General features: G+C 35.9%; 26 protein-coding genes, 1 tRNA gene and 1 pseudogene. 12 read left to right on the top strand and 16 right to left on the bottom strand.

The features are described from left to right. From AACZ30_RS05905 to AACZ30_RS05885, 5 genes are all read left to right on the top strand, one after another. Positions 1 to 200 (top strand): NUDIX domain-containing protein (locus tag AACZ30_RS05905; RefSeq protein ID WP_339648246.1); only part of this gene is annotated, 200 nt, incomplete at its 5' end. Then, positions 197 to 607 (top strand): 6-carboxytetrahydropterin synthase, encoded by a 411-nt coding sequence (locus AACZ30_RS05900; protein ID WP_339648244.1) that lies wholly within the window; start codon positions 197 to 199, stop codon positions 605 to 607. The genes AACZ30_RS05905 and AACZ30_RS05900, both read left to right, overlap by 4 nt. After that, complete coding sequence (locus tag AACZ30_RS05895) at positions 608 to 1,066, top strand: peroxiredoxin (RefSeq protein WP_075326011.1); 459 nt, start codon at positions 608 to 610, stop codon at positions 1,064 to 1,066. Positions 1,067 to 1,129: 63 nt separating this feature from the next. Continuing rightward, complete coding sequence (locus tag AACZ30_RS05890) at positions 1,130 to 1,393, top strand: hypothetical protein (protein ID WP_075326012.1); 264 nt, start codon at positions 1,130 to 1,132, stop codon at positions 1,391 to 1,393. 13 nt (positions 1,394 to 1,406) lie between these two features. Beyond that, positions 1,407 to 1,480, top strand: a tRNA-Thr gene (locus tag AACZ30_RS05885). A 151-nt stretch (positions 1,481 to 1,631) separates the two neighbouring features. Here the strand turns inward: AACZ30_RS05885 and mqo are convergent. The 8 genes from mqo to AACZ30_RS05845 all read right to left on the bottom strand — a co-directional run bounded on the left by mqo (position 1,632) and on the right by AACZ30_RS05845 (position 9,705). Next, positions 1,632 to 3,134, bottom strand: a complete 1,503-nt coding sequence (mqo, locus tag AACZ30_RS05880) for a malate dehydrogenase (quinone) (protein WP_339648241.1) — start codon at positions 3,132 to 3,134, stop codon at positions 1,632 to 1,634. Between the two features lie 94 nt (positions 3,135 to 3,228). Next, positions 3,229 to 4,503: an OFA family MFS transporter gene (locus tag AACZ30_RS05875; protein ID WP_339648239.1), complete on the bottom strand. Its 1,275-nt coding sequence runs from the start codon at positions 4,501 to 4,503 to the stop codon at positions 3,229 to 3,231. A gap of 168 nt (positions 4,504 to 4,671) precedes the next feature. Further along, on the bottom strand, positions 4,672 to 5,427 hold the full coding sequence (locus tag AACZ30_RS05870; protein WP_339648237.1) for a DUF4369 domain-containing protein: 756 nt from the start codon (positions 5,425 to 5,427) through the stop codon (positions 4,672 to 4,674). Between the two features lie 141 nt (positions 5,428 to 5,568). Beyond that, the gene (locus AACZ30_RS05865) at positions 5,569 to 6,834 is read right to left on the bottom strand and encodes a DUF819 family protein (protein WP_339648235.1); all 1,266 of its coding nucleotides are present in this window, start codon (positions 6,832 to 6,834) and stop codon (positions 5,569 to 5,571) included. A gap of 74 nt (positions 6,835 to 6,908) precedes the next feature. Continuing rightward, a complete protein-coding gene (locus AACZ30_RS05860; protein WP_339648233.1) occupies positions 6,909 to 7,718 on the bottom strand; it encodes an HAD family hydrolase in 810 nt (269 codons plus the stop codon). Then, a complete protein-coding gene (locus AACZ30_RS05855; protein WP_075326017.1) occupies positions 7,718 to 7,888 on the bottom strand; it encodes an Arc family DNA binding domain-containing protein in 171 nt (56 codons plus the stop codon). Before AACZ30_RS05855 ends, AACZ30_RS05860 begins: the two co-directional genes overlap by 1 nt. Before the next feature lies 1 nt (position 7,889). Next, positions 7,890 to 8,837: an alpha/beta hydrolase gene (locus tag AACZ30_RS05850; RefSeq protein WP_339648232.1), complete on the bottom strand. Its 948-nt coding sequence runs from the start codon at positions 8,835 to 8,837 to the stop codon at positions 7,890 to 7,892. Positions 8,838 to 8,844: 7 nt separating this feature from the next. Further along, on the bottom strand, positions 8,845 to 9,705 hold the full coding sequence (locus AACZ30_RS05845) for an SPFH domain-containing protein (protein ID WP_075326019.1): 861 nt from the start codon (positions 9,703 to 9,705) through the stop codon (positions 8,845 to 8,847). Between the two features lie 159 nt (positions 9,706 to 9,864). Between AACZ30_RS05845 and AACZ30_RS05840 the strand changes: the two genes are divergently transcribed. Next, positions 9,865 to 10,647 (top strand): S1/P1 nuclease, encoded by a 783-nt coding sequence (locus tag AACZ30_RS05840; RefSeq protein ID WP_339648231.1) that lies wholly within the window; start codon positions 9,865 to 9,867, stop codon positions 10,645 to 10,647. A gap of 53 nt (positions 10,648 to 10,700) precedes the next feature. Here AACZ30_RS05840 and AACZ30_RS05835 read toward each other — a convergent pair whose 3' ends face one another. Together AACZ30_RS05835 and AACZ30_RS05830 are read right to left on the bottom strand one after the other, a co-directional pair. Continuing rightward, positions 10,701 to 11,282, bottom strand: a complete 582-nt coding sequence (locus tag AACZ30_RS05835) for an alpha-ketoglutarate-dependent dioxygenase AlkB (protein WP_339648230.1) — start codon at positions 11,280 to 11,282, stop codon at positions 10,701 to 10,703. Positions 11,283 to 11,284: 2 nt separating this feature from the next. Next, positions 11,285 to 11,644 carry a MauE/DoxX family redox-associated membrane protein gene (locus AACZ30_RS05830; RefSeq protein ID WP_339648228.1) on the bottom strand — a complete coding sequence of 120 codons (360 nt, stop codon included), beginning with the start codon at positions 11,642 to 11,644 and terminating at the stop codon, positions 11,285 to 11,287. A gap of 580 nt (positions 11,645 to 12,224) precedes the next feature. Here AACZ30_RS05830 and AACZ30_RS05825 point away from each other — a divergent pair. After that, complete coding sequence (locus tag AACZ30_RS05825; RefSeq protein WP_339648227.1) at positions 12,225 to 14,438, top strand: response regulator; 2,214 nt, start codon at positions 12,225 to 12,227, stop codon at positions 14,436 to 14,438. Between the two features lie 183 nt (positions 14,439 to 14,621). Here the strand turns inward: AACZ30_RS05825 and htpG are convergent, their stop codons facing one another. Beyond that, positions 14,622 to 16,508 carry a molecular chaperone HtpG gene (gene htpG / locus AACZ30_RS05820; RefSeq protein ID WP_339648226.1) on the bottom strand — a complete coding sequence of 629 codons (1,887 nt, stop codon included), beginning with the start codon at positions 16,506 to 16,508 and terminating at the stop codon, positions 14,622 to 14,624. Positions 16,509 to 16,733: 225 nt separating this feature from the next. Here htpG and AACZ30_RS05815 point away from each other — a divergent pair, with 225 nt between their 5' ends. Next, complete coding sequence (locus AACZ30_RS05815) at positions 16,734 to 17,402, top strand: TetR family transcriptional regulator C-terminal domain-containing protein (protein WP_208224737.1); 669 nt, start codon at positions 16,734 to 16,736, stop codon at positions 17,400 to 17,402. Between the two features lie 21 nt (positions 17,403 to 17,423). Further along, positions 17,424 to 18,734, top strand: a complete 1,311-nt coding sequence (locus AACZ30_RS05810) for an AarF/UbiB family protein (RefSeq protein WP_339648225.1) — start codon at positions 17,424 to 17,426, stop codon at positions 18,732 to 18,734. A gap of 257 nt (positions 18,735 to 18,991) precedes the next feature. Here AACZ30_RS05810 and AACZ30_RS05805 read toward each other — a convergent pair whose 3' ends face one another. Then, complete coding sequence (locus tag AACZ30_RS05805) at positions 18,992 to 21,451, bottom strand: prolyl oligopeptidase family serine peptidase (protein WP_339648224.1); 2,460 nt, start codon at positions 21,449 to 21,451, stop codon at positions 18,992 to 18,994. Positions 21,452 to 21,590: 139 nt separating this feature from the next. Between AACZ30_RS05805 and AACZ30_RS05800 the strand changes: the two genes are divergently transcribed. After that, a complete protein-coding gene (locus tag AACZ30_RS05800) occupies positions 21,591 to 22,601 on the top strand; it encodes a beta-ketoacyl-ACP synthase III (protein WP_075326029.1) in 1,011 nt (336 codons plus the stop codon). A gap of 98 nt (positions 22,602 to 22,699) precedes the next feature. Here the strand turns inward: AACZ30_RS05800 and AACZ30_RS05795 are convergent, their stop codons facing one another. The 3 genes from AACZ30_RS05795 to AACZ30_RS05785 form a co-directional block, all read right to left on the bottom strand. Further along, entirely contained in the window at positions 22,700 to 22,894 is a 195-nt protein-coding gene (locus AACZ30_RS05795; RefSeq protein WP_075326030.1) for a hypothetical protein, read from the bottom strand. Then, positions 22,887 to 23,132, bottom strand: a complete 246-nt coding sequence (locus tag AACZ30_RS05790; protein ID WP_075326031.1) for a DUF2007 domain-containing protein — start codon at positions 23,130 to 23,132, stop codon at positions 22,887 to 22,889. The genes AACZ30_RS05795 and AACZ30_RS05790 overlap by 8 nt, the downstream gene beginning before the upstream one ends. A 77-nt stretch (positions 23,133 to 23,209) precedes the next feature. Further along, positions 23,210 to 23,938 carry a hypothetical protein gene (locus tag AACZ30_RS05785; protein WP_339648222.1) on the bottom strand — a complete coding sequence of 243 codons (729 nt, stop codon included), beginning with the start codon at positions 23,936 to 23,938 and terminating at the stop codon, positions 23,210 to 23,212. 277 nt (positions 23,939 to 24,215) lie between these two features. Between AACZ30_RS05785 and AACZ30_RS05780 the strand changes: the two genes are divergently transcribed. Together AACZ30_RS05780 and AACZ30_RS05775 are read left to right on the top strand one after the other, a co-directional pair. Further along, complete coding sequence (locus tag AACZ30_RS05780; RefSeq protein ID WP_243870440.1) at positions 24,216 to 24,713, top strand: fasciclin domain-containing protein; 498 nt, start codon at positions 24,216 to 24,218, stop codon at positions 24,711 to 24,713. A gap of 130 nt (positions 24,714 to 24,843) precedes the next feature. Then, a complete protein-coding gene (locus AACZ30_RS05775; protein WP_208224750.1) occupies positions 24,844 to 25,428 on the top strand; it encodes a DUF4136 domain-containing protein in 585 nt (194 codons plus the stop codon). 160 nt (positions 25,429 to 25,588) lie between these two features. On the opposite strand, the pseudogene AACZ30_RS05770 reads toward AACZ30_RS05775, so the two are convergent. Then, a pseudogene (locus AACZ30_RS05770) lies at positions 25,589 to 26,661 on the bottom strand (phenylalanine--tRNA ligase subunit beta); the annotation flags it as partial.

The raw sequence follows: 26,661 nt of genomic DNA, 5'->3' as shown, positions 1-26,661 counted from the left end.
ACGGACTTACAGAGCACGAATTCGATTATATTTTAATTGGGAATTATGAAGATGATCCCAACCCTAATCCCGATGAAGTGGCCAGTTGGAAATGGATGAGCCTGGATGCTATAAAATCTGATATGGAGGTAAATCCCGGTGTTTATACCGAATGGTTCAAGATTATTTTTGACAAATATTATTCAAGTATTCAAGAATGAGATTAAGCGTACATAGAAAAGCTCATTTTAATGCGGCGCATAGGTTATATCGCAAAGATTGGAGTGATGAAAAGAACCTCCAGGTTTTTGGGAAATGCAGTAATCCGCACTATCACGGGCACAATTATGATCTAATTGTAAAGGTTACCGGTGAAATAGACCCGGAAACAGGTTTTGTAATGGATCTAAAACGACTTAAAGATCTTATTTATGAAGAAGTTGAAGTACCTTTTGACCACAAGAACTTAAACGAGGAGGTGCCACCTTTTAACGAACTAAATCCTACGGCTGAAAATATTGCGGTAGTAATTTGGAATAAAATAAGGGAGAAATTAAAATCTGAGCTCGATTTGGAGATCACTTTATACGAAACTCCAAGAAATTACGTAACCTATAAAGGAGAATAGATGGCACTTAAAATTGGAGATAAATTACCGAGGTTAACTTTAAAAGATCAGGACGGGGAAAACTACCATTTTTCCAGGGTAGAAGATAAAGCTTTGGTAATCTTTTTCTATCCAAAAGATTTTACTCCCGGTTGTACCAAAGAAGCCTGTAGTTTTAGAGATCATTATGAAGAATTTCAGGATTTGGGAGCAGAAGTAATTGGGATAAGTACAGATAATGAAAACTCTCATAAAAAATTTGCTACTAAACATCAACTTCCGTTTGTGTTACTTTCTGATAAAGAAAAGCGAGCGAGACAGGCGTTTGGGGTGAAAGCAGGTTTACTGGGTTTGCTTCCGGGTAGGGAAACTTTTGTTTTTGATAAGAATAAAAGATTGATCCATAGGTTTAATAGTATGGGAGCTTCGCAGCATATTCCAGAGGCACTTAATTCACTAAAGAAAATTCAGGAAAAATAATTTTAGTCTTGCTGTAATTTGTATTGAAAAATAGCCTAAATTCGCAGCCGAAATTTAAGTGATATGGCAAGTAAGAGATTATTAAAAAGAGATGTGAATTACGTAATGGGAGACATTATTGATGCAGCATACATACATCAAATGGCTAACCCTGATGACGCATCTAAAACTGAAGCGATTGTAGACGAAGCCATTGCAGATTTTGATGAGTTGATCACTAAGATCAACCAAAAAGATGTAGAGAATAAAAAGCAACATTTTAAAGCGATATCAAAAGAGCTGGAAGCAAAAGCTGAAGCCCTAATCGCGAAAATAAATGCTTTATAGAAATTTATTAGTTGCCGATGTAGCTCAGCTGGCTAGAGCAGCTGATTTGTAATCAGCAGGTCGTGGGTTCGAGTCCCTCCATCGGCTCTAAAAACCTCTCAATTTTTTGAGAGGTTTTTTTATGGAATCCTTTAAACGTCATCCTGAATTTATTTCAGAGCCTGCTCCGATTTTATATCGGGGATCCAGGTTGTAACTAATTAAAACCTCTATTATAATGAAAGTGGATTTCTGTCTATTAATGTAAAACCTCCAACTCCAGTTTTTTAGAAGAATTTGCCTGTACTTTTTTAAATTCAGTTATATTTTCTTCAATTTCTTTATTCCAGAAAGGAATCATTTTTGAAAGTTTTTCCTCCCATTCTTTAGATTTTATTTTCTCAGGAAAAGCAATATTAATTACATTCAGCATTATAGAAACCGCTACTGAAGCTCCAGGCGAGGCGCCCAGTAAAGCGGTAATAGAACCATCTTTGCTGTGAACTACATCGGTTCCAAATTCCAAAATTCCACCCTCTTCTTCATCTTTTTTAATTATTTGCACCCGTTTTCCGGCTACTTTTAATTCCCAGTCTTCCGGCCTGGCGTCTTTTATAAAAACCCTAAGATCTTCCATTCGGTCTGAATGATCCAAGGTGACTTGTTTCATCAGGTATTTTGTAAGCGGTAAATTATGCCAAAAAACGCCCCACATAGAAGGAATATTTTCTTTATTTATGCTTTTTGGGAAATCAAGTTTAGAACCTTCTTTTAAGAATTTAGTAGTAAAACCGGCAAAGGGTCCAAAAAGTAATTCCTTCTTTCCCTTAATATATCTAGTATCAAGGTGAGGAGTAGACATTGGGGGAGCATCTGGTCCTGCTTTACTGTAAACCTTAGCCCAATGTTGGTCTATAACTTCCCGGTTTTTGCAAACCAGCCACTGGCCATCTACAGGGAATCCACCATACCCGTCTTTTTCCTCTATTTCTACTTTTTGAAGTAATGGCAATGCGCCGCCGCCGGCACCTATAAAAACATGTTCGGCATCATAATAAGTAACTTTACCTGAGTCTAGATTTTGAGCTTCTACTGTCCATTCCAGGGTTTCATCGGGATCTACATCTAAAACATCGGTATTTCTTAAAACCGGTACATTAAATTGTTCTTCCAGAACTTTAAAATATTGTTGTGAGAGTGCTTCAAAATTAACTTCAGTGCCAATTTCCATTCGCGTTGCAGCCATTTTCTCATTCTCACGGCCTTTCGCAATTAAAGGAATCCATTCTTTTAATTTCTCCAGATTTTCTGAAAATTTCATTTTCTCAAACATGGGTGTTTGGGAAAGAATTTCAAATCGCTTTTTAAGAAAATTGATATTATCGTCTCCCTGCACCCAGCTATGATGTGGAACCGAATGAATAAAGTTTTCAGGATATTTTATAAGTTTTTGGTCTACCAGGTATGCCCAAAATTGTTTGCTGGTTTCAAACTGACTAAAAATTTCGATTGCTTTACTAATATCTATGCTACCATCAGCATTTTCTGGGGTATAATTAAGTTCACAAAGTGCCGAATGCCCGGTGCCGGCATTATTCCACGCGCCAGAACTTTCTTTAGAAACTTCGCCCAGCTTTTCAAAAATAATTATTTTGATTTTGGGATCTATTAGCTTCAGCATTAAAGCGAGTGTAGCGCTCATAATACCGCCACCTACACAAATAAGATCGTAGTTATTCTCTTTGAGTACTTTTTGATTCATAGCCTGGTTTTTCTCAAACTTAGAAAAATACCAAACCAATCTTACCCAATAAAATATTAAAGCTCGGGAGATTTAATTAATCTATCGTAATATTTCACTCAGATGTTGAGGTTTTATACTCAAGTTCTTTATGCTCGGTTCTAACTTTTTTTACACTTCTGTTTAACACTAAACTAATAATTAATGCCACGATAATTAAAGCAGTAAAAACATAGAAAACGGGAATGTAACTTCCGGTACGGGTATAGATTTGCGAGACCAGGGTGGGACCAATAAGTCCGCCCAGAGACCAGGTGGTTAATAAATAACCGTGAATTGCTCCAAGTTCTTTCGTTCCAAAAAGATCGCCAATAAAGGCCGGAAGATTAGAAAATCCGCCACCATAACAACTTACTACAAGAAAAATAAATATTTGGAAAATAAGAGCACTTGTAATAATTGGCAGAGTGATAAAAGCAACGAGCTGAATTATAAAGAAAATAATAAACACTTTTGGGCGCGAAATATAATCTGAAGCGGCAGCCCAACCTAATCTTCCTCCGCCATTAAAAATTCCCATAATTCCTACCATAGTAGCTGCAGCACCGGCTGAGAGTCCAACGATATTTTGAGCCATTGGCGAGGCTACAGAAATCATCATAATTCCTGCGCTGGTGTTTATAAGCATCATCGTCCAAAGCATCCAGAAATGCTTGGTTCTAACAGCTTCACCAGACGTAGCTTGCGACAGATCTCTTTTTATTTTTTTGGTTCCGGCTTTTACCGCTGCTTCCATTCCCGTTGGCATCCAGTTTTTTGGCGGTGGTGCGATATAAGAAGCGCCAAGCATCATTAAAATGAAATAAGAGGCTCCTAAAATGTAAAAAGTAGTACTAATTCCTATAGATTCTATTAAACTCGCAGCAACAGGAGCAGTTACCAGAGCTCCGGTTCCAAATCCCAGAACAGCCATTCCTGTGGCTAAACCTCTTTTGTCTGGGAACCATTTTACTAAGGTTGAAACGGGCGCTATATAACCAATTCCAAGGCCGAGTCCACTTAATAAACCATAGGATAGTAGAAATCCTGTTAATGAATCCATTGAAATAGCAAATCCCGATCCCGCCTGGCCTAAACCAAATAAAACTGCGGCCAGCATAGCCGATTTTTTTGGGCCGCTTCGCTCTACAAATTTTCCGAATAATGCAGCAGATCCTCCACCGAGAACCATCATTATGGTAAAGGCTGTGGTAACCGATGCCATAGACCAGCCCTTGGTTTCTACAAGGGGTTGGGTATAAACACTGTATGCGTAAGCAGCACCTATTGAAATATGAATAAAAACTGCCGAAGCGGCAATAAGCCATCGGTTTTTGTTTGGAGAACTCATTTTAAAGAATTTTGCAAGGTTATATTGTTATTAAATTGAATAGGACAACAAGTATAAGTTTTTATTGCGGAAATATAAATGAATTGGCTGCAGTATTATTAATGAAGTAATAAAAAAGCCCGAAAATATTAATTTCGGGCTTTAAGATTATTAAGTTAAGACGCTGAATTAACTAATATCGTTTTCTTCAGTTTCTACGGGCTCAACGCTTTCACTTGCTTCTTCTTCCTCCCGTCTTTCTTCAAGGAAATCTTTCAATTCTTTCCCGTACATGGATTTTTTCACCTTTGGCTCTAAAGATTTATAGATGGTATCTAAATACTTAATATTAGCATCAAAAACTTCAGAAAGGGCCAGATAAGGAGCTATTTCCAGGTCTTTATTATTAATCGCAAAATTTACGGTGTAAAGATATTTACGTTTAAGTAAACTTTCATATTGTTTATTCACATCAATCAGCTGTTCTTCGTTTTCATCGCGTTGGGCTTCAAAGTTTTCCTGAATAAGTTCCAGGTTTTTATCGTTGAAGCGTTGCATCATGCTGCGATATTCTTCTAATTTTTCCTGATTTTTGGCGCCAATAATTTCAGCATCGGTCACAAAATTCTCTAAAGTAGTGTTGATGGTTACTTCTCCTTCTTCAGCAAAAAAATCTATACGGTCGTCATATTGAGAGTTGCTTACCTTTTTAAGATAGAGATACATCATTTGAGGGCTCTCTATATAGGTTTCCAGGGTTATATTAGCATTGCCGTCAATTGCTACAGAGTCTACATCAATCATAAGAGTATCCTCTATCTTTTGAAGATAAACGGTTCCTTTTTTTAGGCCGTCAATATTGGCATTTACTATTAAGTTGCTTTCTTTATTATTACAGGAAGTAAGGGCGATAATAGCCAATAAAAGAATGCTTAATTTTTTCATTTGTTTTATAATTTTCTCTGGTAGTGGGAATTTATCACAAGCTAATACTTCATTGTGAACTCCCATATTTAGTCTCCAGCAACTTGCTGGTTTCAGGTTTCTGATTTAGGCGGCAAATATCTTATAATTTTCTATTTTAAACTAACTCCCGGCGGCGATTTGCATTAAAATAGTAGTAAGAATTGCTCCATAGGTTCCAACTACATATCCAAATACGGCTAATAAAACTCCAACGGTTGCCAGGGAAGGGTGAAAAGCCGCAGCTACAACAGGAGCCGAGGCTGCACCACCAACATTGGCCTGACTTCCCACAGCGAGGAAAAAGTAAGGTGCTTTAATAAGTTTTGCGGTACCAAAGAGGAAAATTACGTGAATAGACATCCAAATAAGTCCAATACCAATTAGTCCCGGATTATCGAATACCATACCAAGGTCCATTTTCATACCTATGGTAGCTACCAGAATATAAATAAAAATACTGCCTAACTTACTTGCTCCCGCACCTTCGTAGGTTTTGAATCGTGTAAACGAAAGCCCTATTCCAATTGCGGTAGCAATGGTGATCATCCAAAAGAAGGAAGAGGAAAAGGATGAAAGCGCACTTTTACTATCATTAAAAATTTTAAAATTTGAAGATAGATATACCGAAATTTCATCGGCTCCCCAATGTGCAATTCCCACCGTTACAAAGGCCAGGGCTAGCATGATCATATAATCGGGTAGGTTGGGATTTCTGGTTACACTTTCAGCATAATTGGAAACTTTGTTTTTAAGTTCTGTAATTGCTGAATTATCGGCTTTTAGCCATTTATCAATTTTTTCGGTTTTACCAATTCCCATTAATAATCCTGCCATAAGGAGGTTGGCTACTACAATATCTACTAAGACCATTCCGCCGTAAAGATCGGGGTTATATTCGTAAATTTCCAGCATAGCTGCCTGGTTTGCGCCACCACCAATCCAACTACCGGCAATGGTAGAGAGACCACGCCAAATAGCATCGGGACCAACACCACCCACCGTTTCTGGTGAAATAGCGGAAACAATTAGAATAGCCAGCGGCCCACCTACAATAATTCCTACCGTACCCGCAAAAAACATAATTAAGGCTTTTGGACCCAGGTTAAAAATTGCTTTCAGGTCTATGCTTAAAGTCATTAAAACAAGGGCAGCCGGCAATAGGAATCTACTGGCTACATAGTAAAGTTGAGAAGTACCATCGTCTATAAGTCCCAGGGAATTAAAGATTGCGGGAATTAAATAGCACATTAAAAGAGCCGGTACAATGCCATAGAATTTTTTCCAGAAACCAGCTTCTTTAGAAGAGGTATAAAACACAAAACCCAAAGCGAGCATTAAAAGTCCAAAAACTATAGCATCATTGGTAAAAACAGGAGTATCTTCCATAGAAAATTTTTATAAGCGGCGCCAAAATACAATTTTTCTTAAACTCTTCTTAAAGAATTACGGGAATCCTTCTGTTAGATTTGAAACAACTCTTTTAGGCTATTGGCTACGCCATCTTCCTTTCCGCTTTGGGTAACAATATTAGCAACTTCTAAAACTTCTTTTCTAGCATTGCCCACGGCAACGCCCATTCCCACGCCTTTTATCATTTCTACATCATTATAATTATCTCCAAAAGCAATGCTTTGCTCTGGCGTTAGATTGAAATGATTTTTCAATAAAAATTTAATAGCCGTAAGTTTTGAAATCTTTTTATTGGCAATTTCAAGATAGGTAGGTTTGGAACGGTATAAATGAAGTTCTCCAGGAAAATTCTCTGATAAATAATCTTTAATTTTATCAATATGGGCTTCGTCTCCCATTGCCATAATTTTATGAGCTCCTTTGTTATCTTTCTTCCATTCTGAAATTACTTCGCGGTTAGATCTAAGGTCGGGTTTTACTTTGGTGTTATTTTCTTCCCGTGCCGCCCACTGGTCGTATTGCGGAACGTACCATTCGTCACTATTATATAAACTTAAATGGCAGTTCATACTTTTATTGAAATCAGAAAGATTTTCCAGCGTATTTAAAGAAATTTCAGTAGAACTTATGGCTTTCCCATCTACCAGTATTAATCCGCCGTTATAACAAATAATAGGTTGTTCTTTTATTTCAAGATCGGCTTGCAAATGTCTCATTGCTGCTGGCATTCGGGCTGAAATAAGTACGAATGGTAAACTGTCTTTTAAATTTTTTATTGTTGAAATTGTGTTGGGAGATAATTCCCGGTCGTGGTTTAGTAGAGTTCCATCTATGTCTGAAAAAACGATCTTATATTGCATTATTCTTCTTCTTTTTTATTTTTTGGGTGACGCTTTGCTTCTTTTAGGGCTTTATTTAGCATCCACTCAATCTGCCCATTGGTACTCCTGAATTCATCAGCAGCCCATTTTTCAATGGCTTTCAGCATCTTCTCATCAACTCTTAGGGCGAATGCTTTTTTATTACTCATTTTATTTATTTTCCAGATTCTTAATAAAATCGGTTAAAACCGGAATTATTTCGGGATGCAATGGTAATTCAGGATTATTATAAGTTTGATAGTTTTTAGTCAAATCTTTAGAACTGACTTTTCTAAAAACGTGGTTCATATCTTCTAATAAAACTAATTCTGAATTTTTGGCTGCTGTATGCAGTAATTCAGCTTGGTCTTTCTTTACCTGGGCATCATTTGTTCCGTTTATAATCAAAACAGGAATTTGCATTTTTGCAATTTCTTCAGCAGGATCATATTTTATCCAGGAAGCTAAAAAAGCTTGGTTTTTAGGACTAAAAAACGAACCTAATATTGGAGGATATTCAGAAGTACTTCCATTTTCTTTTATCTCCTTCAGGGCTTGCTCAATATCATCTTTAAGCTGAGGTAATTGAGCCGAAAGTTGTGCAGCCAGAATATGGTCTATACTTTCTCCCGCACCGGCAATAGAAATAAGGGCATCGGCATTATTTTTTGAAGCCAAAATGCCTATTAAAGAGCCCTGACTATGCCCGGCAATAATTATATTGCTGAAATTTCTGTCTTTTTTAAAATGAATTAAAATATTTTCAACATCCAGTATAAGGTCTTCAAACGAAAGTGAATCTAGATTTAACTCCTTCGCTTTCATGATACGTTTATCAAATCTGAAACTTGCAATTCCTTCAGCTGCTAATTCGTGTGCGATTTTTTTTGCAAAATCACTTTTATTATTCATCCCTTCGGGAGAATTCCCATCCCGATTTGTAGGCCCCGAACCCTGAATGAAAATTACCAGTGATGAATTTTCAGCTTCAGAAGGAGATGTAAGGGTTCCGTCGGTAAATTTATCTACCGTAATTTCTTCTTCGGTAAATGTTTCTTGTGCGGAAACAATAAAACTTCCGAAGAAAATTAAGAATAAGCTGAGGATTGAATATCTCATACAATTTCTAATGATTTAAAGTGCCCGCGTTTACCACTGGCGTTGCATCTTTATCGCTGCAAAGTACCACCATTAAATTGCTTACCATAGCGGCACGTCTTTCGGCATCAAGATCTACAAGATTCTTTTCGCTTAACTGGTGTAACGCCATCTCTACCATTCCCACGGCACCCTGTACAATTTTATGGCGGGCGGCAACTATTGCGGTTGCTTGCTGGCGTTTAAGCATTGCGCTGGCGATCTCATTAGCATAAGCCAGGTAACCAATTCTTGCTTCCAAAACTTCAATTCCGGCAATATTTAAACGTTCTTCGAGCTCTTTTTCCAGGGCGTCACTTACTTCGTTTACGCTGGAACGCAGGGTGATATCCTCGTCTAAGCCTTCGTCTGCAAAATTATCATAAGGATAGAGACTGGCAAGTTTTCTAACTGCAGCATCGGTTTGTACCACCACAAAATTTTCATAATTATCTACATCAAAAGAAGCTTTGTAGGTATCACGAACGCGCCAAACCAGGATGGTGCTTATCATTACCGGGTTGCCTAATTTGTCGTTCACTTTTAGGCGCTCGCTATCAAAGTTTCGGGCCCTTAAAGAAATTTTCTTTTTGGTGTAAAATGGGTTCACCCAAAAGAGTCCGTTCTTTTTAACCGTTCCCTTGTAATCACCAAAGAGTAAAAGCACTCGGGAGCCATTTGGATTTACCAGGATTAGCCCGGGTAGGATAAAAAGCGAGATAATGATTCCCAAAATAAACCACGCATTATTTAAAATAATAAATCCGATAATGCTTCCGAAGAATAATAATAGAAAAACAAACAACATAATATAGCCGTTTGAAGCATGGAGATCTTTTTCCTGAGTCATAATATTTAAAATTGGTTGATATTAAAATGATATCATAAATATATTGCATTAATTTTTAACTCAGAAAAATTTAACATATTAAAAAATTGGGCTTCGCTATATTTGCCGAAAATCTAAAGGAGAATACCTATATCTTCTTAATCTTTAAAAATTCAATAAATGAAAAAATTACTGCTATTTGCTTTGTTGGTTATAATTGGAAACACCGGTTTCTCTAATGATAATGAATGGGGGAAAACCGGGCACAGGGCTACCGGAGAAATCGCCGAAAATTATTTAAATAAGAAAGCTAAAAAAGCAATAGATAAAATTTTAAACGGCCAAAGTTTGGCCTTTGTGGCGAATTATGCCGATGATATTAAAAATGATCCAGATTTTAGGCAATATGGCCCCTGGCATTATGTGAATTTAGCCGAAGGACAAACTCAATATGATGAGAAAACCGCCAACCCAAAAGGAGATCTTTACCAGGCTATTTTAAAATGTAAAGAGGTATTAAAAGATGAAAATGCTTCAAAAGAAGACCGGCAGTTTTACCTGAAAATGCTGGTTCATTTTGTAGGTGACCTTCACCAGCCTTTTCACGTGGGAAGAGCTGCCGATAAAGGCGGAAATGATGTGCAGGTACGTTGGTATAACGAGGGATCTAACATTCACCGGGTTTGGGATAGCCAGATGATAGATTCTTACCAAATGAGCTATACTGAGCTTGCAGCAAATACCAAACAATTAAGCAGAGTTCAAATTAAAGCTATTGAAGAAGGAGAAGTTATAGATTGGGTGTATGAGTCTGGTGAAATGGCAAGCGAACTTTATGATTCAGTTGAAATGGGGGAGAAATTAGGTTATGAATATATGTATCATCACTTGCCTACTGTTTTGCAGCAATTGCAAAAAGGCGGAATTCGTTTGGCAAAAATATTAAACGAGATTTACGGATAATTTGATTCCAAGCATTCAAAAAAGCCATTGTGGAAACTTCTACAATGGCTTTTTTATTGGATTTTTCTGAAAGTTAGATTAATTCTTGGAGAAATTTCTTTTTTAGTTTTTGGTAGCTGATGTTTCCAAAAATGCTGCATACTGCCTTTCATTATTAAAAGGCTACCGTGTTGGAGTTCAATTTTTTCCTTTAGGGTTTTGGTTTTATGTTTAAACTGAAAGCTACGAACGCCGCCCAGGCTTATAGAAGCAATTACAGGGTTTTTGCCTAAAACTTGCTCATCATCGGCGTGCCAGCCCATACTGTCGTTTCCATCGCGATAAAGGTTTGGCAGGCAGGTATTGAATTCAAATCCTGAAAGTTCTTCGGTTTTTTGCTTTAGATCTAAAATTTCTGCTGAAAAAGTTTCGGGTTTTAACTGTAAGCCCGAATAGCTATAAGAAATTCCTTTTTCAGCAAAAAAAGCGGTTAAACGTGGCTGCGGAATTTCTTTTCCGAAGAGTTTAATATTTTGCTGTTGCCAGGAAACTTCCTTCAGCAATTTTTCGAATAAAAGATTGGCCTTTTCAGTCTTAAGAAAATGGGGGAAATATTCTAATTCTGCTTGTGGCAAGCTAAAAATTTTAGACTTCATCTTTATAATTGTAAATAAAACCAGGCCCAATACATTAGAAAAAACTGTAACGGTATTCTTAAAATTAAAGCCCATTTTGGGATTCCCGCGCCGGCTTTTTTGGATGAAAGCATGTAAAAATGCACAAGTAGAAAAACTACGAGTATTAAAATAATCCCGTAGATTGCCAGGTCTTTGGTTTCAGGAAAAAAGAGTAGAAAACCCAGAAAAATTTCTGCCAATCCGCTTAAAAAAACCAGTGGTTTATGCGCCGGTAAATAACGCGGCATAATTCGCATATACATTTTAGGTTTTATAAAGTGAATAATACCGGCTACGATGTACATCGCGCCCATTAGGTAAAAGTGCCAGGGATATTGCATAATTTAAAGATAAAAATATATTTTTATGAGAGCGTGTAATTATAATAATAATGCCGCCAGGTATTAAAAATTTTGTGTAATTCGCTAAAATAGAGTAATTTTCGGCTCCCAATTTACAACCTAACTTAATCTATATTGAAACATAATTACCTGCTATTTTTATTAGATAATTGAGATTAAAATGCCCTGAGGTTTGTCTCATACATTAAATAATTTGTTCGCTACAACGGCTCGTTAAATCGAAGTCGCGTGTTGGAATAAGTTATATAGCTCAAGATTGTTTTCTGAATAAAAAGGGAACTTTCTCTAATCTCTACACAGTTTCAGTCTTAGAAAGTAAGGCTAATAAATCGGGAATTTTCAGCACTAAATTTATTTGTCTTAAAAAAGATGGATGCTTAATATTATTGGTCTTTTTAAAAGGAAATAAGGATTTTTTAAAAATATCTTTTTTGACAAAACTTTTACCGTTTTAAGAGGAATCCTAAAATTAAGGGAACTATTGGTTGGTCGAATATTAAAAAAAAGTTAATTTAACATAACCTATAGCCCCTGGGTAAGAACTTAACTTGGAAAATAATTGAGTATAAAATACATTTCTGTTTTACTAATTTCCCTGGTATCCGGCCTTGCTTTCTCACAGTCTAAAGAAAGTAAAAGCTGTGATAGTATTAAGGAACTACTAGACTTATCTACAGATGCCATGTATTCCTATGAATATAACAAGGCCATTGATTATTCCCTAAACTTAATTGAGCTTGCCGAGGAAGAAAAAGATTACTACCACCTTTACCATGGCTATAATAACCTGGGAATTACGTACGATGAATTGTATGATACTATTAGGGCTAAAGAAAGTTATGAGAACGCGCTTAAGTATGCTAAAATTGTAGAGAACGATACTTTACTTTGGTGGGCATACAACAATCTTGGTAATATGTTTACTTCCAACAAGCAAACTATAGACCAGGGTTTTGCATATTACGATAAAGCGATAAAAGCTGCGTCTAACCTTGAAGATGCAGATAGTAGAGCCACACCGCTTATGAATAAAGGCTGGACGCATCTATATTTAGAAGAGTATGACGAAGCTTATCCCTATCTAATAAAAGTAGAAAAACTGGTAGAAGATATCAAAGATCCTTATATGCTAAGCCAGGTTGCGTCCCTTTTTGGAACCTACTATTTAGGAAAAGAGAATTTAGAAGAATCTAAGAAATATTATGAAAAAGCTATTAAAATAGCTGAAAAAGATTCTCTGTATTATGAAGCGGTAACGGCTTATGATGGTTATGCTGAAGCTTTGTTTAAAAATAACGAATTTAAAGAAGCTTATAACGCGTTAGATAAGTACATAGAATACGACGCTGAACTTTATGAAAAGGAAAAGCTGGAACAAATGGAAGCTGCCCAGGCGCGGTTTGAAACCAAGCGCTATCGCGAAAATCTTGAAATAGCCAAAAGGGAGCAAAAGTATAAAGATGAGGTAATTGCGAAATCTCAGCAAAATTCTATAATCATGATTATTTCTTTAATCGTGATGCTATTTTTTATAATCCTGCTTGTTAGAAATAACAACACAAGGAAAAAGCTAATTTCCCAACTAAAAAATAAAAACAGCGAGTTATTTTCGGCCAAAGAAGAAGCAGAACGTTTATCTATGCTAAAAAGCCAGTTTTTCTCTACGGTAAGTCACGAGTTAAGAACCCCGCTCTATGGGGTAGTAGGACTTACCTCGTTATTACTGGATGATAAAAGCCTGAAAAAACACGAAAGCGATTTAAAATCCTTAAAATTCTCAGCCGATTATCTTTTGGCGCTAATTAATGACGTGCTGCAAATGAATAAAATGGAATCTAAACAGGTAAAACTGGAAAATGTTTTATTTAATCTTCATGAATTAATATTAAGCATTGTAAATACTTTTGAATTTACGCGACTGCAAAATAAGAACAAGGTACATTATAATATTGATGAAAATGTACCCCAAAATCTTATTGGAGACCCCGTAAGACTTTCTCAAATTTTAATGAACCTGGTGGGAAATGCGGTGAAGTTTACCGAAAATGGTAATATTTATATAAATGTAGAGTTACAGGCTAAGGTAGAAGATAGAGCGATAATCTATTTTGAAGTTAAAGATGACGGAATTGGTATTCCAAAAAGCAAACAAAAATTAATTTTTGAAGAATTTTCTCAGCTTAAACCTTCAAATTATAATTACCAGGGAACCGGCTTAGGTTTGCCTATAGTAAAACGCCTATTACAGTTATTTGAATCTCAAATTCATTTAAAAAGTAAAGAAGGAGAAGGTTCTGTTTTTTGTTTTAGTTTAAGCCTCAAAGAAGATAAATCTTCAACAAAAAAAGCTGGATTTGCACACGAAGTATATTTGGATAATCTAAAGGAAAAACAAAAAATACTTATTGTAGATGACAATAGGATAAACCAGGTAGTAACGCGACGCATATTAGAGAAACAGAATTTTGAATGTGTGGTTGTTGGCAACGGGGTAGAAGCTATTGAAAGAGTTACTGCCATGGATTTTGACCTTATTTTAATGGATCTAAATATGCCGGGAATTAATGGTATGGAAACTACCCAGCGCATTAGAAACCTGAGTAAAGACATACCCATTGTTGCACTTACTGCAGTAGAAATTGAAGAAGTAAGAAATGAAATCTTCGCAGCCGGAATGAATGATATTATCGTAAAACCTTATGATATAGAACGATTCTACCAAACCATAAAGCGTAACCTAAACGCAAATTTAGAGACAAGCTCAAGGAATTAAAGTCTGTTGGCAAACTTTCCCTTTGTATTAAAGCTTAATCATATAAAATAAAAAAGCCTGGAAAGTCTTGTTACCGTATAGCTGAACTTGTTTCAGCTTCTAACATCTTAGATTCTGAAACAAGTTCAGGATGACAATTAAATCAACTTTCCAGACCTTTCTAAATTTTCCTTTTCAAGGAAATTATTTTACCATATCAAAACTACGTTTTACGAAATTGGTTAACTCTTCCCCTTTAAGCAGGTTTTGAGATAATCTCGCAAGATCTAGAGAATGCTTGATTAAGCGCTCCTGTTTCTTTTCGGTTTTGGTATTTAGAATATCAGAAATTAACGGGTGGTTGGTATTTACCACCAGATTATACATTTCTGGCATATTGCCCATTCCAAACATACCACCGCCACCGGTTTGCTGCATCTCTTTCATACGGCGCATAAACTCCGGTTGGGTGATTAACAATGGCGCAGCATCGCTGTCCATTGCTTCCAGTTGTACGGTATATTTTTCTTTCGGAATTACTTTTTCAAAGTCTCCTTTTAATTTCTCTTTTTCTTCTTCAGAAAGTTTAGAAATCTTCTCTTCGTCTTTTTTGATGAGGTTATCTACCTGATCTGAATCTACACGAACAAAAGTGATTTTCTCTTTTTCACCTTCCATTTTTTGAAGCAGGTGAGAAATAATTGGAGAATCTAATAACAACACTTTGTAACCTTTGGCTTTAGCTGCCTCAATATAGCTGTGTTGCTCGTCTTGATTAGAAGCATAAAGCACAACCAGGTTTCCATCTTTATCGGTCTGGTTGTCTTTTATTTTCTCCTGAAGTTCTTCAAAAGTGAAGTATTCATTTTCTACCGTTGGGTAAAGTGCAAACTTCTGTGCTTTTTCGTAGAATTTATCTTCAGAGAGCATTCCGTATTCAATAACGATCTTAATATCGTTCCATTTTTGCTCAAAATCCTCACGATTATTATTGAAAAGAGATTTCAATTTATCGGCTACTTTACGGGTAATGTAGCTGGAAATCTTTTTCACAGCACCATCTGCCTGTAGGTAAGAACGCGAAACGTTTAACGGAATATCTGGAGAATCTATAACCCCGCGAAGCATCGTTAAGAATTCAGGAACAATTCCTTCAACATTATCGGTTACATAAACCTGGTTCTGGTAAAGCTGAATTTTATCCTTTTGAATATTCATATCCTGCGTCATCTTAGGGAAATAAAGAATCCCGGTAAGATTAAACGGATAATCTACATTAAGGTGAATGTGGAATAAAGGTTCCTCGAACTGCATTGGGTACAATTCGCGGTAAAAACTTTTATAATCTTTATCTTCTAAATCGGTTGGCTGCTTAGTCCACGCCGGTTCAGGATTATTGATAATATTATCTACCGTTTTGGTTTCTGCTTCGGCGTCTTCAGGAGCGTCTTCCGGAAGTGGCAAAGTTTCTTCTTTGGTTCCAAATTTAATTGAGATAGGCATAAACTTGTTATACTTTACCAATAATTCCTGGATCCTTTTTTCTTCCAAAAACTCTTCGTCTTCTTCATTTATATGAAGAATGATCTCGGTTCCTCGTTCTTTTTTATCGGCATCGCCAAGTGTGAACTCGGTTGTTCCTTCACAAACCCAATGCGCTGCAGGTTCGTCTTTGTAAGATTTGGTAATAATTTCTACTTTATTCGCCACCATAAAAGCAGAATAGAAGCCAAGTCCAAAATGGCCAATAATTCCGCTGTCTTTAGCCGAATCTTTATATTTTTCAAGGAATTCCTCAGCGCCAGAGAAAGCTACTTCGTTAATGTATTTTTCAACTTCTTCTTTCGTCATTCCCACTCCCTGGTCTATAACGTGAAGTTTCTTTCCTTCCTTGTCTACTTTAACCTCAATTACCGGGTTACCGTACTTTACATCGGTTTCCCCAATATCAGTAAGGTGTTTTAGTTTTAAAGTTGCATCTGTTGCGTTAGAAATCAATTCTCTTAGAAAGATTTCGTGATCACTGTAAAGAAATTTCTTTATCAGTGGGAAAATGTTTTCTACAGAAACATTAATTTTTCCGGTTGCCATATATTTTCGTTTTTAATACTATTTATTGTTGCTTACCTACAGTCAAAAAAAATACCATTAAAACTCCGCTGACAAACTGACATAACCTGTAATTAATAAAATATAATTTCGTCTAAACTGCTGAAATTCAATTTTAATAGACAGAGATATTTTTAACAAACATTTTGTTTAATATTATGAATTAAAACTTAAACAAAGTGTATCTTTGAAAAAGAAATAAAAATTATGGCTACAGCTAAAAAAAATACAACCAGGAAAGTTTTAGATAAAGACAAGCTTATTGCGATGTATATGGATTATGTATTGGAAGAAGAAAAGCGTCCTAAAACGGTTTATAAATTTTGTAAGGAGAATAAGATCAAGGAAGAGGAATTTTATAATTTCTACGGAAGTTTTGAAGGTTTACAGAAAGGAATTTGGGAGCGGTTTTATGAGCATACCATGAATGTGATTAATAAAAGTCCTGAATTTGATAGTTTCTCTAACCGGGAAAAAATGCTCACATTCTATTATACATTCTTTGAAATTTTAACTGCCAATAGAAGTTACGTCTTGTTTTCATTAAAAGAACACGAGAGTCAGTTAAAGAACCTTCAGCAATTAAAAGGATTAAGGAAAAACGTAAAATCTTTTGCAAGAGATCTTATTCAGGATGAAAATTCAGAAAAAGCAATATCAGCTTTACAGCAATCTGAAAGAGTGTTTTCTGAAGCTACCTGGGTACAACTTATGTTCCTAATGAAATTTTGGATGGATGATAATTCTGCCCAATTTGAAAGTACCGATGTTGCAATAGAAAAATCGGTAAACACTGTTTTTGATGTATTTGATAATACACCACTGGAACGGGTTATAGATTTAGGAAAATTCCTTTGGAAAGAAAAAATGGCTTAATAAAGTCTACCCCAAATTATCATGAAAACTATAGATAAAATACCAACAGGCAAAATTGGCCGAACTTCAAAACTGGTGCAAACCGGAGTGAAGTTGGGAGGCAATTACCTTAAATATTACAGTAAAAGAGCTTTTGATTCTGAGCTTACCCGCGATGAATTAGACCAAAGCAATGCCGATGATATTTACGACAGCCTAAAAAGTTTAAAAGGAAGCGCACTAAAAGTAGCACAAATGCTTTCTATGGAAAAAAGCCTTTTACCAAACGCTTACGTAGAGAAATTTAGCCTGGCACAATTTAGTGTGCCGCCACTCTCAGCGCCTTTGGTGAGAAAAACTTTTAAAAAATATAACGGAGCTTATCCTGAAGAGTTGTACGATAAATTTGCTTCAGATTCTGTGAATGCGGCCAGTATTGGCCAGGTTCATAGAGCCGAAAAAGATGGGAAAAAACTTGCTGTGAAAATTCAATATCCCGGCGTGGCAGATAGTATAAGTTCAGATTTAGCGATGGTTAAACCTATTGCTACCAGAATGTTTAATCTTCAGGGTAAGGATTCCGCTAAATATTTTAAGGAAGTAGAAGGAAAATTACTTGAGGAAACCGATTATATTTTGGAAGTAAAACAGAGTAAAGAAATTTCTGAAGCCTGTGCGCATATTTCAAACTTAAAATTTCCAAAATATTATGAAGATTTATCCAGTGAGCGAATTATCACGATGGATTGGATGGATGGAAAACATCTAAGTGAATTTGCGAAAGAAAATAAAGATCAGGAGAAAGCTAATAAGGTAGGGCAGGCGCTTTGGGATTTTTATATGTACCAAATGCACGGCTTGAAAGAAGTACACGCCGATCCTCACCCAGGGAATTTCCTAATTGATAAAGATGCAAACCTTATCGCTATAGATTTTGGTTGCATAAAGCAGGTACCTGAAGATTTTTATGTACCATATTTTGAATTGGCGAAAAAGGAAAATATTAATAATCCTGAATTCTTCAACGAGAAATTATTTGAATTGGAAATTTTGAGGGAAGATGATTCTGAGCGAGAGATCAAATATTTTTCAGAATTATTTTACCAAATGCTGAATTTATTTACAAGCCCGTTTCACGAAGAAACTTTTGATTTTGCCGATGAAACCTTTTGGAATTCAATAACAGCATTGAGTGAAAAGTATAGTAAAGACACAGAATTACGAAAAATGAATGGGAATAGAGGCAGTAAGCATTTCCTTTATATTAATAGAACATTTTTCGGTTTATATAATTTATTGCACGATCTGGAAGCGAAGATCGAGGTTAACAAGTTCCGCGATTACATGTCATAATTGTTGGTTTTATTTATTGGTTAGGTTGTGGAAAAGCGTTATTACCAACTTTGGTAGTGGCGCTTTTCCTATTTTTAAACCTAATTGACTTCGTGAAATAAAAAAGCTGTTTGAGAAGGTTTTAAAAACGTCATCCTGAATTTATTTCAGGATCTAACAAGTTGATTACTGTACTCATGTTAGAAGCTGAACCAGTTCAGCCTGACGGAAAAAAACATCTCTCAAACAGCCTAAAAAGTTGGCTAAAATTTAGAATTTTAGTCTTTTAATTCTGCTGAAGCTTCAATATTTCCAGATTCTTCTCTGTTTTTCACATATTTCTCTAACCATTGGTCTTGTTCCCAAAGCACGTGCAAAACAGATTCTTTTGCACTATAGCCGTGACTTTCTTTTGGTAGCATCACCAGGCGAGCGGTTGCTCCCAGCCCTTTTAGCGCATTAAAATAACGTTCACTCTGCATAGGGTAAGTCCCTGAATTATTATCGGCCTCGCCGTGAATTAATAGTAGTGGAGTCTTCATTTTATCGGCATGCATAAAAGGAGACATATTATAATATACTTCTGGTACTTCCCAATAGTTTCTTTCTTCACTTTGGAAACCAAATGGAGTTAGCGTTCTGTTATAAGCACCACTTCTGGCAATTCCTGCTGCAAAAAGGTTGGAATGTGATAACAGGTTTGCCGTCATAAATGCACCATAACTGTGGCCACCCACGGCCACACGATCACGATCTACATAACCTTTTTCAGCTACGGCATCTATTGCAGCCTTTCCATTTGCCACTAATTGTTCTCTAAAACTATCGTTTGGTTGTTCATCACCTTCTCCAATAATTGGGAACGATGCATCATCTAATACCACATAACCTCTATTTACCCAGTAGATTGGCGAGCCATAATAAGGATAGGTAAAGTCGTTGGCGTTGGAAGTATTCTGTGAAGCCGAATTTTTATCCTTGTATTCTCTAGGATAAGCCCAAACGATCATAGGATGTTCTTCAGGATTTTCTTTGTCAAAATCTGCCGGAAGGTAAAGCGTTCCGTTTAATTCCAGGCCATCTTCGCGCTCGTACGTAATAACTTCCTTACTAACGTTTTCAAGACTTTTAAAAGGATTTTCAAAAGAAGTGATTTGTGTTAAGTCTTCTTTATCGTCTATATCCCTAATGTAATAATTAGGATATTCGGTAGCCGATTCTATTCTTACCAGGATTTTCCCCTCTTCAATATCTAAAGCTTCTACAAGGGTTTCTTTTTTATCGTTGTATTCAGATTGGTATAAACGTTCAGTTTCACCATTTTCCAGATCTATTTTATCGGCAAATGGAAACTGGCCTTCTTCACTATAACCTGCGCCAAGCAGAAAAGCATCTTCGTCATCCAGTTTTAAAATACTCTGGCCAAAATCATTTTTTGTGGTTACAAATCTCCCGGGATCGCTATATCTATCCTGGTAATTTCTGTCAAAAATAACTTCAGGTTCTTCTGATACATCAGATGGATTAAATACATAAGTTCTGGTATTTCTTGTATTCCACCAGTAATCATCAGCAAGAGCAATTTCATCATTTCCCCACGTAATTCCAGAAAAACGATCTTTTGTTTTTAAAATAGATTTTCCTTCACCCTTAAAGGGAGCTTCCAAAACAAAAACCTCATCTCTATAATCTACTTCTACTTCAGGATCACCTTCATCCAAAGCTTTTACATAAACCAGGCTTGCCGGTTTATCATTTCTCCATTGCACGCTTCTTCTCCCGGTTTGAGTAGACATAAAACCTTGCGGAAGATCTTCTAATAGTGGTTCGTCGTTTACCTGATTTACCAATTCTCCAGAAACTTTATAAATATTAGTTTCTGAAGGGAATCTATAATAAGGTACCAGGTAGGAAAAAGGTTTTTTGATATGATTAACCATTACATATTCTCCATTGGGAGAAAACGAAACGCTGCTATACATTTTGGCATCCATCCACTTTTCTGAAGTACCGTCTAAATTAATTTTCACCAATTCTGAACGCGCTAATTGTTCAAAATTATATTCATCATTAGGATTTTTAAGTAAATCCTGGTAAGTACGGTTCTGAGCTTCTTTCCCGTCACTTACAGAAATTGTTGGTCCGGTTGGAACTGCGGTCTCGGGATCAATTAAATCTTTACGATCCTCTGGAAGCATTTTTACTAAAACCGACGAGTTGTCTTTAAACCAGTTAATAACATCACGCATATTTGCGTTTAGGTTTGCATCGGTTAATTTTCTCGCTTGTGCATTTTTAATATCTAATACCCAAAGTTCTACGCCGGTATTTGTAGTATGGGTAAAAGCGATCTTAGATTCGTCTGGAGACCAGCTGAAATTTGATAATCTGGGATTTTCAGGCAGGCCCTGTACCTGGGTTGGCGTTTCGGCTTCAATTTCTTTTACTTCAAGATTGTTATAATAAGTTGCACGGCTGCTAATATTAGTTACAGGGTTAATTCTTAATCCGCCCAGTCTCAATTCTTCTTCGCTTAATTCAGCAATAGATTTATATTGGTCGCGATATAAAAAGATCATCATTTCCCCATCACTATCTAAAATTGTAGAAGGCGCCAGGGGTACATCTACCAAATCCAGGATCTCCTGTGGCGGTTTCTGGTAAGTTAAATTTTCCTGGGCAAAAAGCGTGGGCAAACTTAGCAATAGGCTAAAAATGCTTAAAATAATTTTTCTCATAAATTTGTGGTTTTAGGAAATGAAAATAAAAATGCGTCATAATCGCAGTCATGCTAATCTTTAGTATATTGCGGACCCATTTTTTATTAAATGCTTAAATTTAAATTCAATAAGGTCTAAATATACTAAACAATAAAATATGTATCAATCTAAAATAGCCGGAGTTGGGAGTTACGTGCCAGAAAATGTTGTTACTAATGATGATTTGGCTAAAAGAATGGATACCAACGATGAATGGATCCAGGAAAGAACGGGTATCAAAGAACGCCGACATATTAAAAAAGGCGACGGTAATTCTACCGCTAAAATGGGCGTAAAAGCCGCTAAAATTGCTATTGAGCGTGCTAAAATAGATAAAGACGATATAGACCTAATCGTTTTTGCAACCCTAAGTCCAGATTATTATTTTCCTGGTTGTGGGGTGCAGGTTCAGGAAATGTTAGATATCAAAACCTGCCCGGCATTAGATGTTAGAAACCAATGCAGCGGTTTCATCTATGCACTTTCTACTGCCGATCAATTTATTAAAACCGGAATGTATAAAAACGTTTTGGTTATTGGAAGTGAAAACCATAGCGGTGGACTCGATTTTACCACACGTGGCCGGTCTGTTTCAGTGATTTTTGGAGATGGAGCAGGAGCAGTGGTTCTAACCCGAAGTGACCATAATGGTGAAGGAATACTCTCTACACACTTACATTCTGAAGGAAAACACGCATTAGAACTTTCACTTAAAGGGCCAAGTACAGAGCACTGGGTTCCTGAAATTATTGCTGAAAATCCGCAGGGTGACGATATTCCTTATTATCCATATATGAATGGCCAATTTGTATTTAAAAATGCCATTCAGCGTTTTTCTGAAGTTATTATGGAAGGTCTAAAAGCGAACGGACTTGAAGTAAAAGATATTGATATGTTAATTCCGCACCAGGCAAATTTGCGTATTTCACAATATGTTCAGCAAAAATTTAAATTGAGTGATGAGCAGGTGCATAATAATATTCAGAAATACGGGAACACTACTGCGGCTTCTATTCCTATTGCTTTATGCGAAGCCTGGGAACAGGGCAAAATTAAAAATGAAGATATAGTGGTGCTTGCAGCTTTTGGGAGCGGATTTACCTGGGCAAGTGCCGTAATTAGCTGGTAAGAATATTAATTACTAAGATTGAAAAAGGTTATTTCGTTGCGCGAAATAACCTTTTTTGTTTTCTAAATTCTTATAGAAATTTCTTCTGAAAAATTGATTCAAACTTTCCTGAAATATCGGAACAGGTCATAAAGTCCAAAAACTATAAAACCAACCGCGAGTACCGAACCAAAATTATCGGTTTCTTCTGCAGATAGGTGGGAATAGAGTCTATAAACTCCATAAACCAGGAATAGAATTCCCAGTATTAAATACCATTTATTACGTCTTCCTCCTTCGTTGAGGTTACTCATCTGTATAATCTTTTGGGAAGGTGGTTTTAGCTATTTTCAAGGCTTCATCGTAATGATTTTTAACTACAAAAAGTTGCACCTGTCCTCGTAGGCCGCCACCAAATCCGGCTCGTAATCCTGAATCAAAATCGTTTCTAACCCGGGAAGAAATATTGGCTTTATCAAATAATTCCTGCAAATATTGCACATTGGGTTCCGAACCCGTATATACTCTTTCGTAAGATTCGTCTAAACTCATAATTAATAGTTTTTAGTCCTATCTAAAATACAAATAACAATATAGCTTAATGTGTATTTTATACTGAGTTTAACGTTCTATGCGTTATAATATTTACTTCGCCAAATAGCCGAACTAAAATTCTTTCCTTTTTTGAAGCCATAGAAAATTGAAAGTCCTGCCACCCATTTAAAAACAAAGAAAAAGATCAAAAAAAACTGGGTAGTGGTTTGTTGTGGTGAGAAAAGTCCGTCGGGAATTAAAAGTGCAATTATAAAACTTAGCACAAGTAAGAAGCCAACAAAATTCTCAAGATGTCTAAACGGCCACATTAATAATTTTCTCAATGGATGTAGGTCATTGCCCCATTTATGTATTAGGTAAAAATAATCGTTCCCCATGGGAGCGAAAAGTAAGGGATCGTCAGCATTTTCCAGTTTAAAAAGTTTAGATGGTGCAACTATTTTAAAACCTTTCAGGGTAAATTGTTGTTCCTTTTCTATAGCCTTAATCCTGCTCACGGCTTCATAAGGAATTTTACCTTTAAAATAACTGCTGTCTAAGAAACGCAGGCGATAATCAATACATAGTTTTTCAATATCTAAGAGATGAAAAATTCTATTGCTTTCTAATAGATCAAGATTAAAATGGTTATTTCCAGAATTTCCACCTTGAATCTGTTTTAGAATATTATCGTCCTTAGCGGTTTCCTGTTCAAAGATTTCCTGAACCTGTTGCAGAATATTTTCAGAAGAAACTCTTTGTTTTCGGGATTTATATAATTGCTCTTCCAGATTAGTGCGGCGCAAGCCTAACTTCAACTTCATTTTCTTTTTCTTTAGCATCTATCACTAAATTAAGTAATTAAGATGATTCATGCAATCCATTTTTTTAAGCGAATGCATGTTAAACCTTTCATAATTGGTTAAAATTAAAAACTGTTTAACTAAAATAGAATTAAATTAGACAAAAATTAGATAAGTAGGTTATTCTGAATAAATATTCACAGAATAGATTTTATCTAATAAAAACTTAAAAATAATTGTTATGAGAAAATTAAAACACTTAGGAATTCTTTGTTTCCTATTTATTGGAGGGACTTTAATGGCCCAAAACGGAGCTACAATGGTTGGTGGTGCAGAAATGTATCCCAGCAAGAATATTGTGGAAAATGCTTCACAATCTAAAGATCATACAACTTTGGTAGCTGCCGTAAAAGCTGCCGGATTAGTAGAAACTTTACAAGGCGATGGTCCTTTTACCGTATTTGCTCCCACTAATGCGGCATTTGAAAAGCTACCTTCTGGAACCGTGGAAACTTTACTAAAGCCAGAGAATAAGGCTAAACTACAAGCAGTACTTACATACCACGTAATAGCTGGTAATTTTAGTGCTAACGATGTGGTAGCGGCAATTAAAGAGGCTGACGGAAAAGCCACTTTTGAAACGGTAAGCGGTGCAAAACTTTATGCTATGATGGAAGATGGTAAAGTGAAACTTAAAGATGCTTCAGGGAATGTTGCAACGGTAACTATTGCAAATGTAAACCAGTCTAACGGGGTTATTCACGTAATTGATACTGTAGTATTACCGGGGAAATAAATTGCTAATTGAAAAAGAAAACTTAAGAGCGGCCTAAATGGCCGCTTTTGTTTGTTAATTAAATATCAATTAGGAAAGATCCTTTTTTTAATTATAAAGTAAAACTTATTTTCATTTAAAATTGAAACCTATGAAGAAATTGAAACTTTTTATTACCACAATTATGGCGGCTGCTTTTTTGATGTCTTGCGGCTCTGGAAGCAATATTTCTAAAGATTCTGCCAGAAAATTAAAAAATTACGATACCTATTCTTATTTGCCAAATCAGGACACTATTTTGAATCGGGATTATAATAATAACCGTGTACACGAGGTGATTATCTCTACCATAAACAATAATATGTCTAGCGAAGATTTTGCAATAGATAATCGTCAACCCGATGTGTTAGTCTATGTGCACACTATGTTTGATGAAAAGGTAGATGTAAATGCGAATCCTGTGTATACAAATTTCTCATATTATCGTCCGGGACTTTATATAGGGCCATATTATGAAGATTATACCTACGAGAATTATTTTACGATTCAGCGTATTGGGGCCGATGGTGCCATTAAACAAATACCTTATAAAGAAAAATCTATTGTTATAGATTTTATAGACCGCAGAACCAATCAAATCTTATGGCGTGGAACCGCCGATGAGGAAATTGGGTCAAGAAGATTAGAAAGAGATCTAAGAAATTATGTAGATGAAATCTTTAAAAAGTTTCCATAGTTTTTCTTAGCTAAAAATAAAAATTGGCTGTTTAAATGCTCCTAACGTCACTCTGAACTTGTTTCAGAGTCTAGGCTAAATTGAAACTTAATTCAAGTTAGAACCTGAAATAAATTCAGGTTGACGTAAGATGGAAATTTAAACAGCCAATTTTATATAATTACCTCAACTCAGCCTGAAGTTCTTCTTCAAATCTTTGCTGAAGCTTTTTCATCATTTTATCTACCTGCTTATCGGTTAGAGTTTTGTGTTCATCCTGAAATTTAAAACTCACAGCGTAACTTTTCTTGCCTTCAGGAAGATTTTTTCCCTGGTAAACATCAAAAAGATCAACTTCTTTTAAGAGTTTTTTCTCTGTTTTTAAGGCTATTTCTTCAATTTGATCGTAAGAAATGTTATTATTCAGCAATAAGGCAAAATCACGTCTTACGGCCGGATATTTAGGAATTGCGCTAAAATTAGTTTTCCTGGATTTTACAACGTCCAGTAAAGCATCCCAGTTAATATCGGCATAAAGTACTTCTTGCTCAATATCAAAATGCTTTAAAACCTTTTTGCGAATCACTCCAAAAGAAACCAAATTGTTTTTTGCTGAAGAAAATATAAGTCCTTCAGAAAACACATCAGATTTTACTGCGGAAGGCTTTAAATTTTCAATTCCAAATCTTTGAAAAATTGACTGAATTACTCCTTTCAATAAAAAGAAATCTGTTCTGACAGAAACTGAATTCCAACGTTCGGCATTTCGGTTTCCACTAATAAATATAGAGAGGTGTTTGTTTTCTACACGGCTACCATTAAAATCGTGATATGTTTTCCCGAATTCAAATAATTTAAGATCACTGCGTTTCCTGTTAATATTATAACTCACAGATTCTAAACCGGAATATAGCATAGATTGTCTCAAAACCGATAAATCCTGACTCAACGGATTCAGCATTTTTACATTTTGAGATTCTTTAATTTGCTCACTTAATTCTGAATAAGCCGGTGTGGTTAAAGAATTGGCCATGGTCTCGTAAAAACCCTGTCCCACCAATTGGTTCGCAATTATATTTTGAAGTTTATAATCTTCGTATTTAGAAGAATTAGCAACTGAAGCATTTAGTTTTTCACCAAATTTAATATTGTTATAACCATAAACCCTTAAAATCTCCTCAATCACATCAGCTTCCCGTTGCACGTCTACGCGATAAGAAGGAATGGTAAGTCCCATCCCGGTTTCGGTAACAT

It is taken from the genome of uncultured Salegentibacter sp., assembly GCF_963972535.1.
Taxonomy (GTDB): Bacteria; Bacteroidota; Bacteroidia; order Flavobacteriales; family Flavobacteriaceae; genus Salegentibacter.
The sequence above is the reverse complement of the archived record's forward strand: the minus strand, read 5'-3'. Positions and strand labels throughout refer to the sequence as shown.

What these genes read in the sequence shown, in the direction of transcription:
- AACZ30_RS05810 (WP_339648225.1), top strand. Translation starts at nt 17,424, where the DNA reads ATGAAAACTATAGATAAAATACCAACAGGCAAAATTGGCCGAACTTCA.
- AACZ30_RS05835 (WP_339648230.1), bottom strand. Translation starts at nt 11,282, where the DNA reads ATGAAGTCTAAAATTTTTAGCTTGCCACAAGCAGAATTAGAATATTTC.
- AACZ30_RS05800 (WP_075326029.1), top strand. Translation starts at nt 21,591, where the DNA reads ATGTATCAATCTAAAATAGCCGGAGTTGGGAGTTACGTGCCAGAAAAT.
- AACZ30_RS05780 (WP_243870440.1), top strand. Translation starts at nt 24,216, where the DNA reads ATGGCCCAAAACGGAGCTACAATGGTTGGTGGTGCAGAAATGTATCCC.
- AACZ30_RS05845 (WP_075326019.1), bottom strand. Translation starts at nt 9,705, where the DNA reads ATGACTCAGGAAAAAGATCTCCATGCTTCAAACGGCTATATTATGTTG.
- AACZ30_RS05895 (WP_075326011.1), top strand. Translation starts at nt 608, where the DNA reads ATGGCACTTAAAATTGGAGATAAATTACCGAGGTTAACTTTAAAAGAT.
- AACZ30_RS05775 (WP_208224750.1), top strand. Translation starts at nt 24,844, where the DNA reads ATGAAGAAATTGAAACTTTTTATTACCACAATTATGGCGGCTGCTTTT.
- AACZ30_RS05865 (WP_339648235.1), bottom strand. Translation starts at nt 6,834, where the DNA reads ATGGAAGATACTCCTGTTTTTACCAATGATGCTATAGTTTTTGGACTT.
- AACZ30_RS05805 (WP_339648224.1), bottom strand. Translation starts at nt 21,451, where the DNA reads ATGAGAAAAATTATTTTAAGCATTTTTAGCCTATTGCTAAGTTTGCCC.
- AACZ30_RS05840 (WP_339648231.1), top strand. Translation starts at nt 9,865, where the DNA reads ATGAAAAAATTACTGCTATTTGCTTTGTTGGTTATAATTGGAAACACC.
- AACZ30_RS05785 (WP_339648222.1), bottom strand. Translation starts at nt 23,938, where the DNA reads ATGAAGTTGAAGTTAGGCTTGCGCCGCACTAATCTGGAAGAGCAATTA.
- AACZ30_RS05795 (WP_075326030.1), bottom strand. Translation starts at nt 22,894, where the DNA reads ATGAGTAACCTCAACGAAGGAGGAAGACGTAATAAATGGTATTTAATA.
- AACZ30_RS05870 (WP_339648237.1), bottom strand. Translation starts at nt 5,427, where the DNA reads ATGAAAAAATTAAGCATTCTTTTATTGGCTATTATCGCCCTTACTTCC.
- mqo (WP_339648241.1), bottom strand. Translation starts at nt 3,134, where the DNA reads ATGAATCAAAAAGTACTCAAAGAGAATAACTACGATCTTATTTGTGTA.
- AACZ30_RS05830 (WP_339648228.1), bottom strand. Translation starts at nt 11,644, where the DNA reads ATGCAATATCCCTGGCACTTTTACCTAATGGGCGCGATGTACATCGTA.
- AACZ30_RS05890 (WP_075326012.1), top strand. Translation starts at nt 1,130, where the DNA reads ATGGCAAGTAAGAGATTATTAAAAAGAGATGTGAATTACGTAATGGGA.
- AACZ30_RS05815 (WP_208224737.1), top strand. Translation starts at nt 16,734, where the DNA reads ATGGCTACAGCTAAAAAAAATACAACCAGGAAAGTTTTAGATAAAGAC.
- AACZ30_RS05860 (WP_339648233.1), bottom strand. Translation starts at nt 7,718, where the DNA reads ATGCAATATAAGATCGTTTTTTCAGACATAGATGGAACTCTACTAAAC.
- AACZ30_RS05900 (WP_339648244.1), top strand. Translation starts at nt 197, where the DNA reads ATGAGATTAAGCGTACATAGAAAAGCTCATTTTAATGCGGCGCATAGG.
- AACZ30_RS05850 (WP_339648232.1), bottom strand. Translation starts at nt 8,837, where the DNA reads ATGAGATATTCAATCCTCAGCTTATTCTTAATTTTCTTCGGAAGTTTT.
- AACZ30_RS05855 (WP_075326017.1), bottom strand. Translation starts at nt 7,888, where the DNA reads ATGAGTAATAAAAAAGCATTCGCCCTAAGAGTTGATGAGAAGATGCTG.
- AACZ30_RS05790 (WP_075326031.1), bottom strand. Translation starts at nt 23,132, where the DNA reads ATGAGTTTAGACGAATCTTACGAAAGAGTATATACGGGTTCGGAACCC.
- AACZ30_RS05875 (WP_339648239.1), bottom strand. Translation starts at nt 4,503, where the DNA reads ATGAGTTCTCCAAACAAAAACCGATGGCTTATTGCCGCTTCGGCAGTT.
- htpG (WP_339648226.1), bottom strand. Translation starts at nt 16,508, where the DNA reads ATGGCAACCGGAAAAATTAATGTTTCTGTAGAAAACATTTTCCCACTG.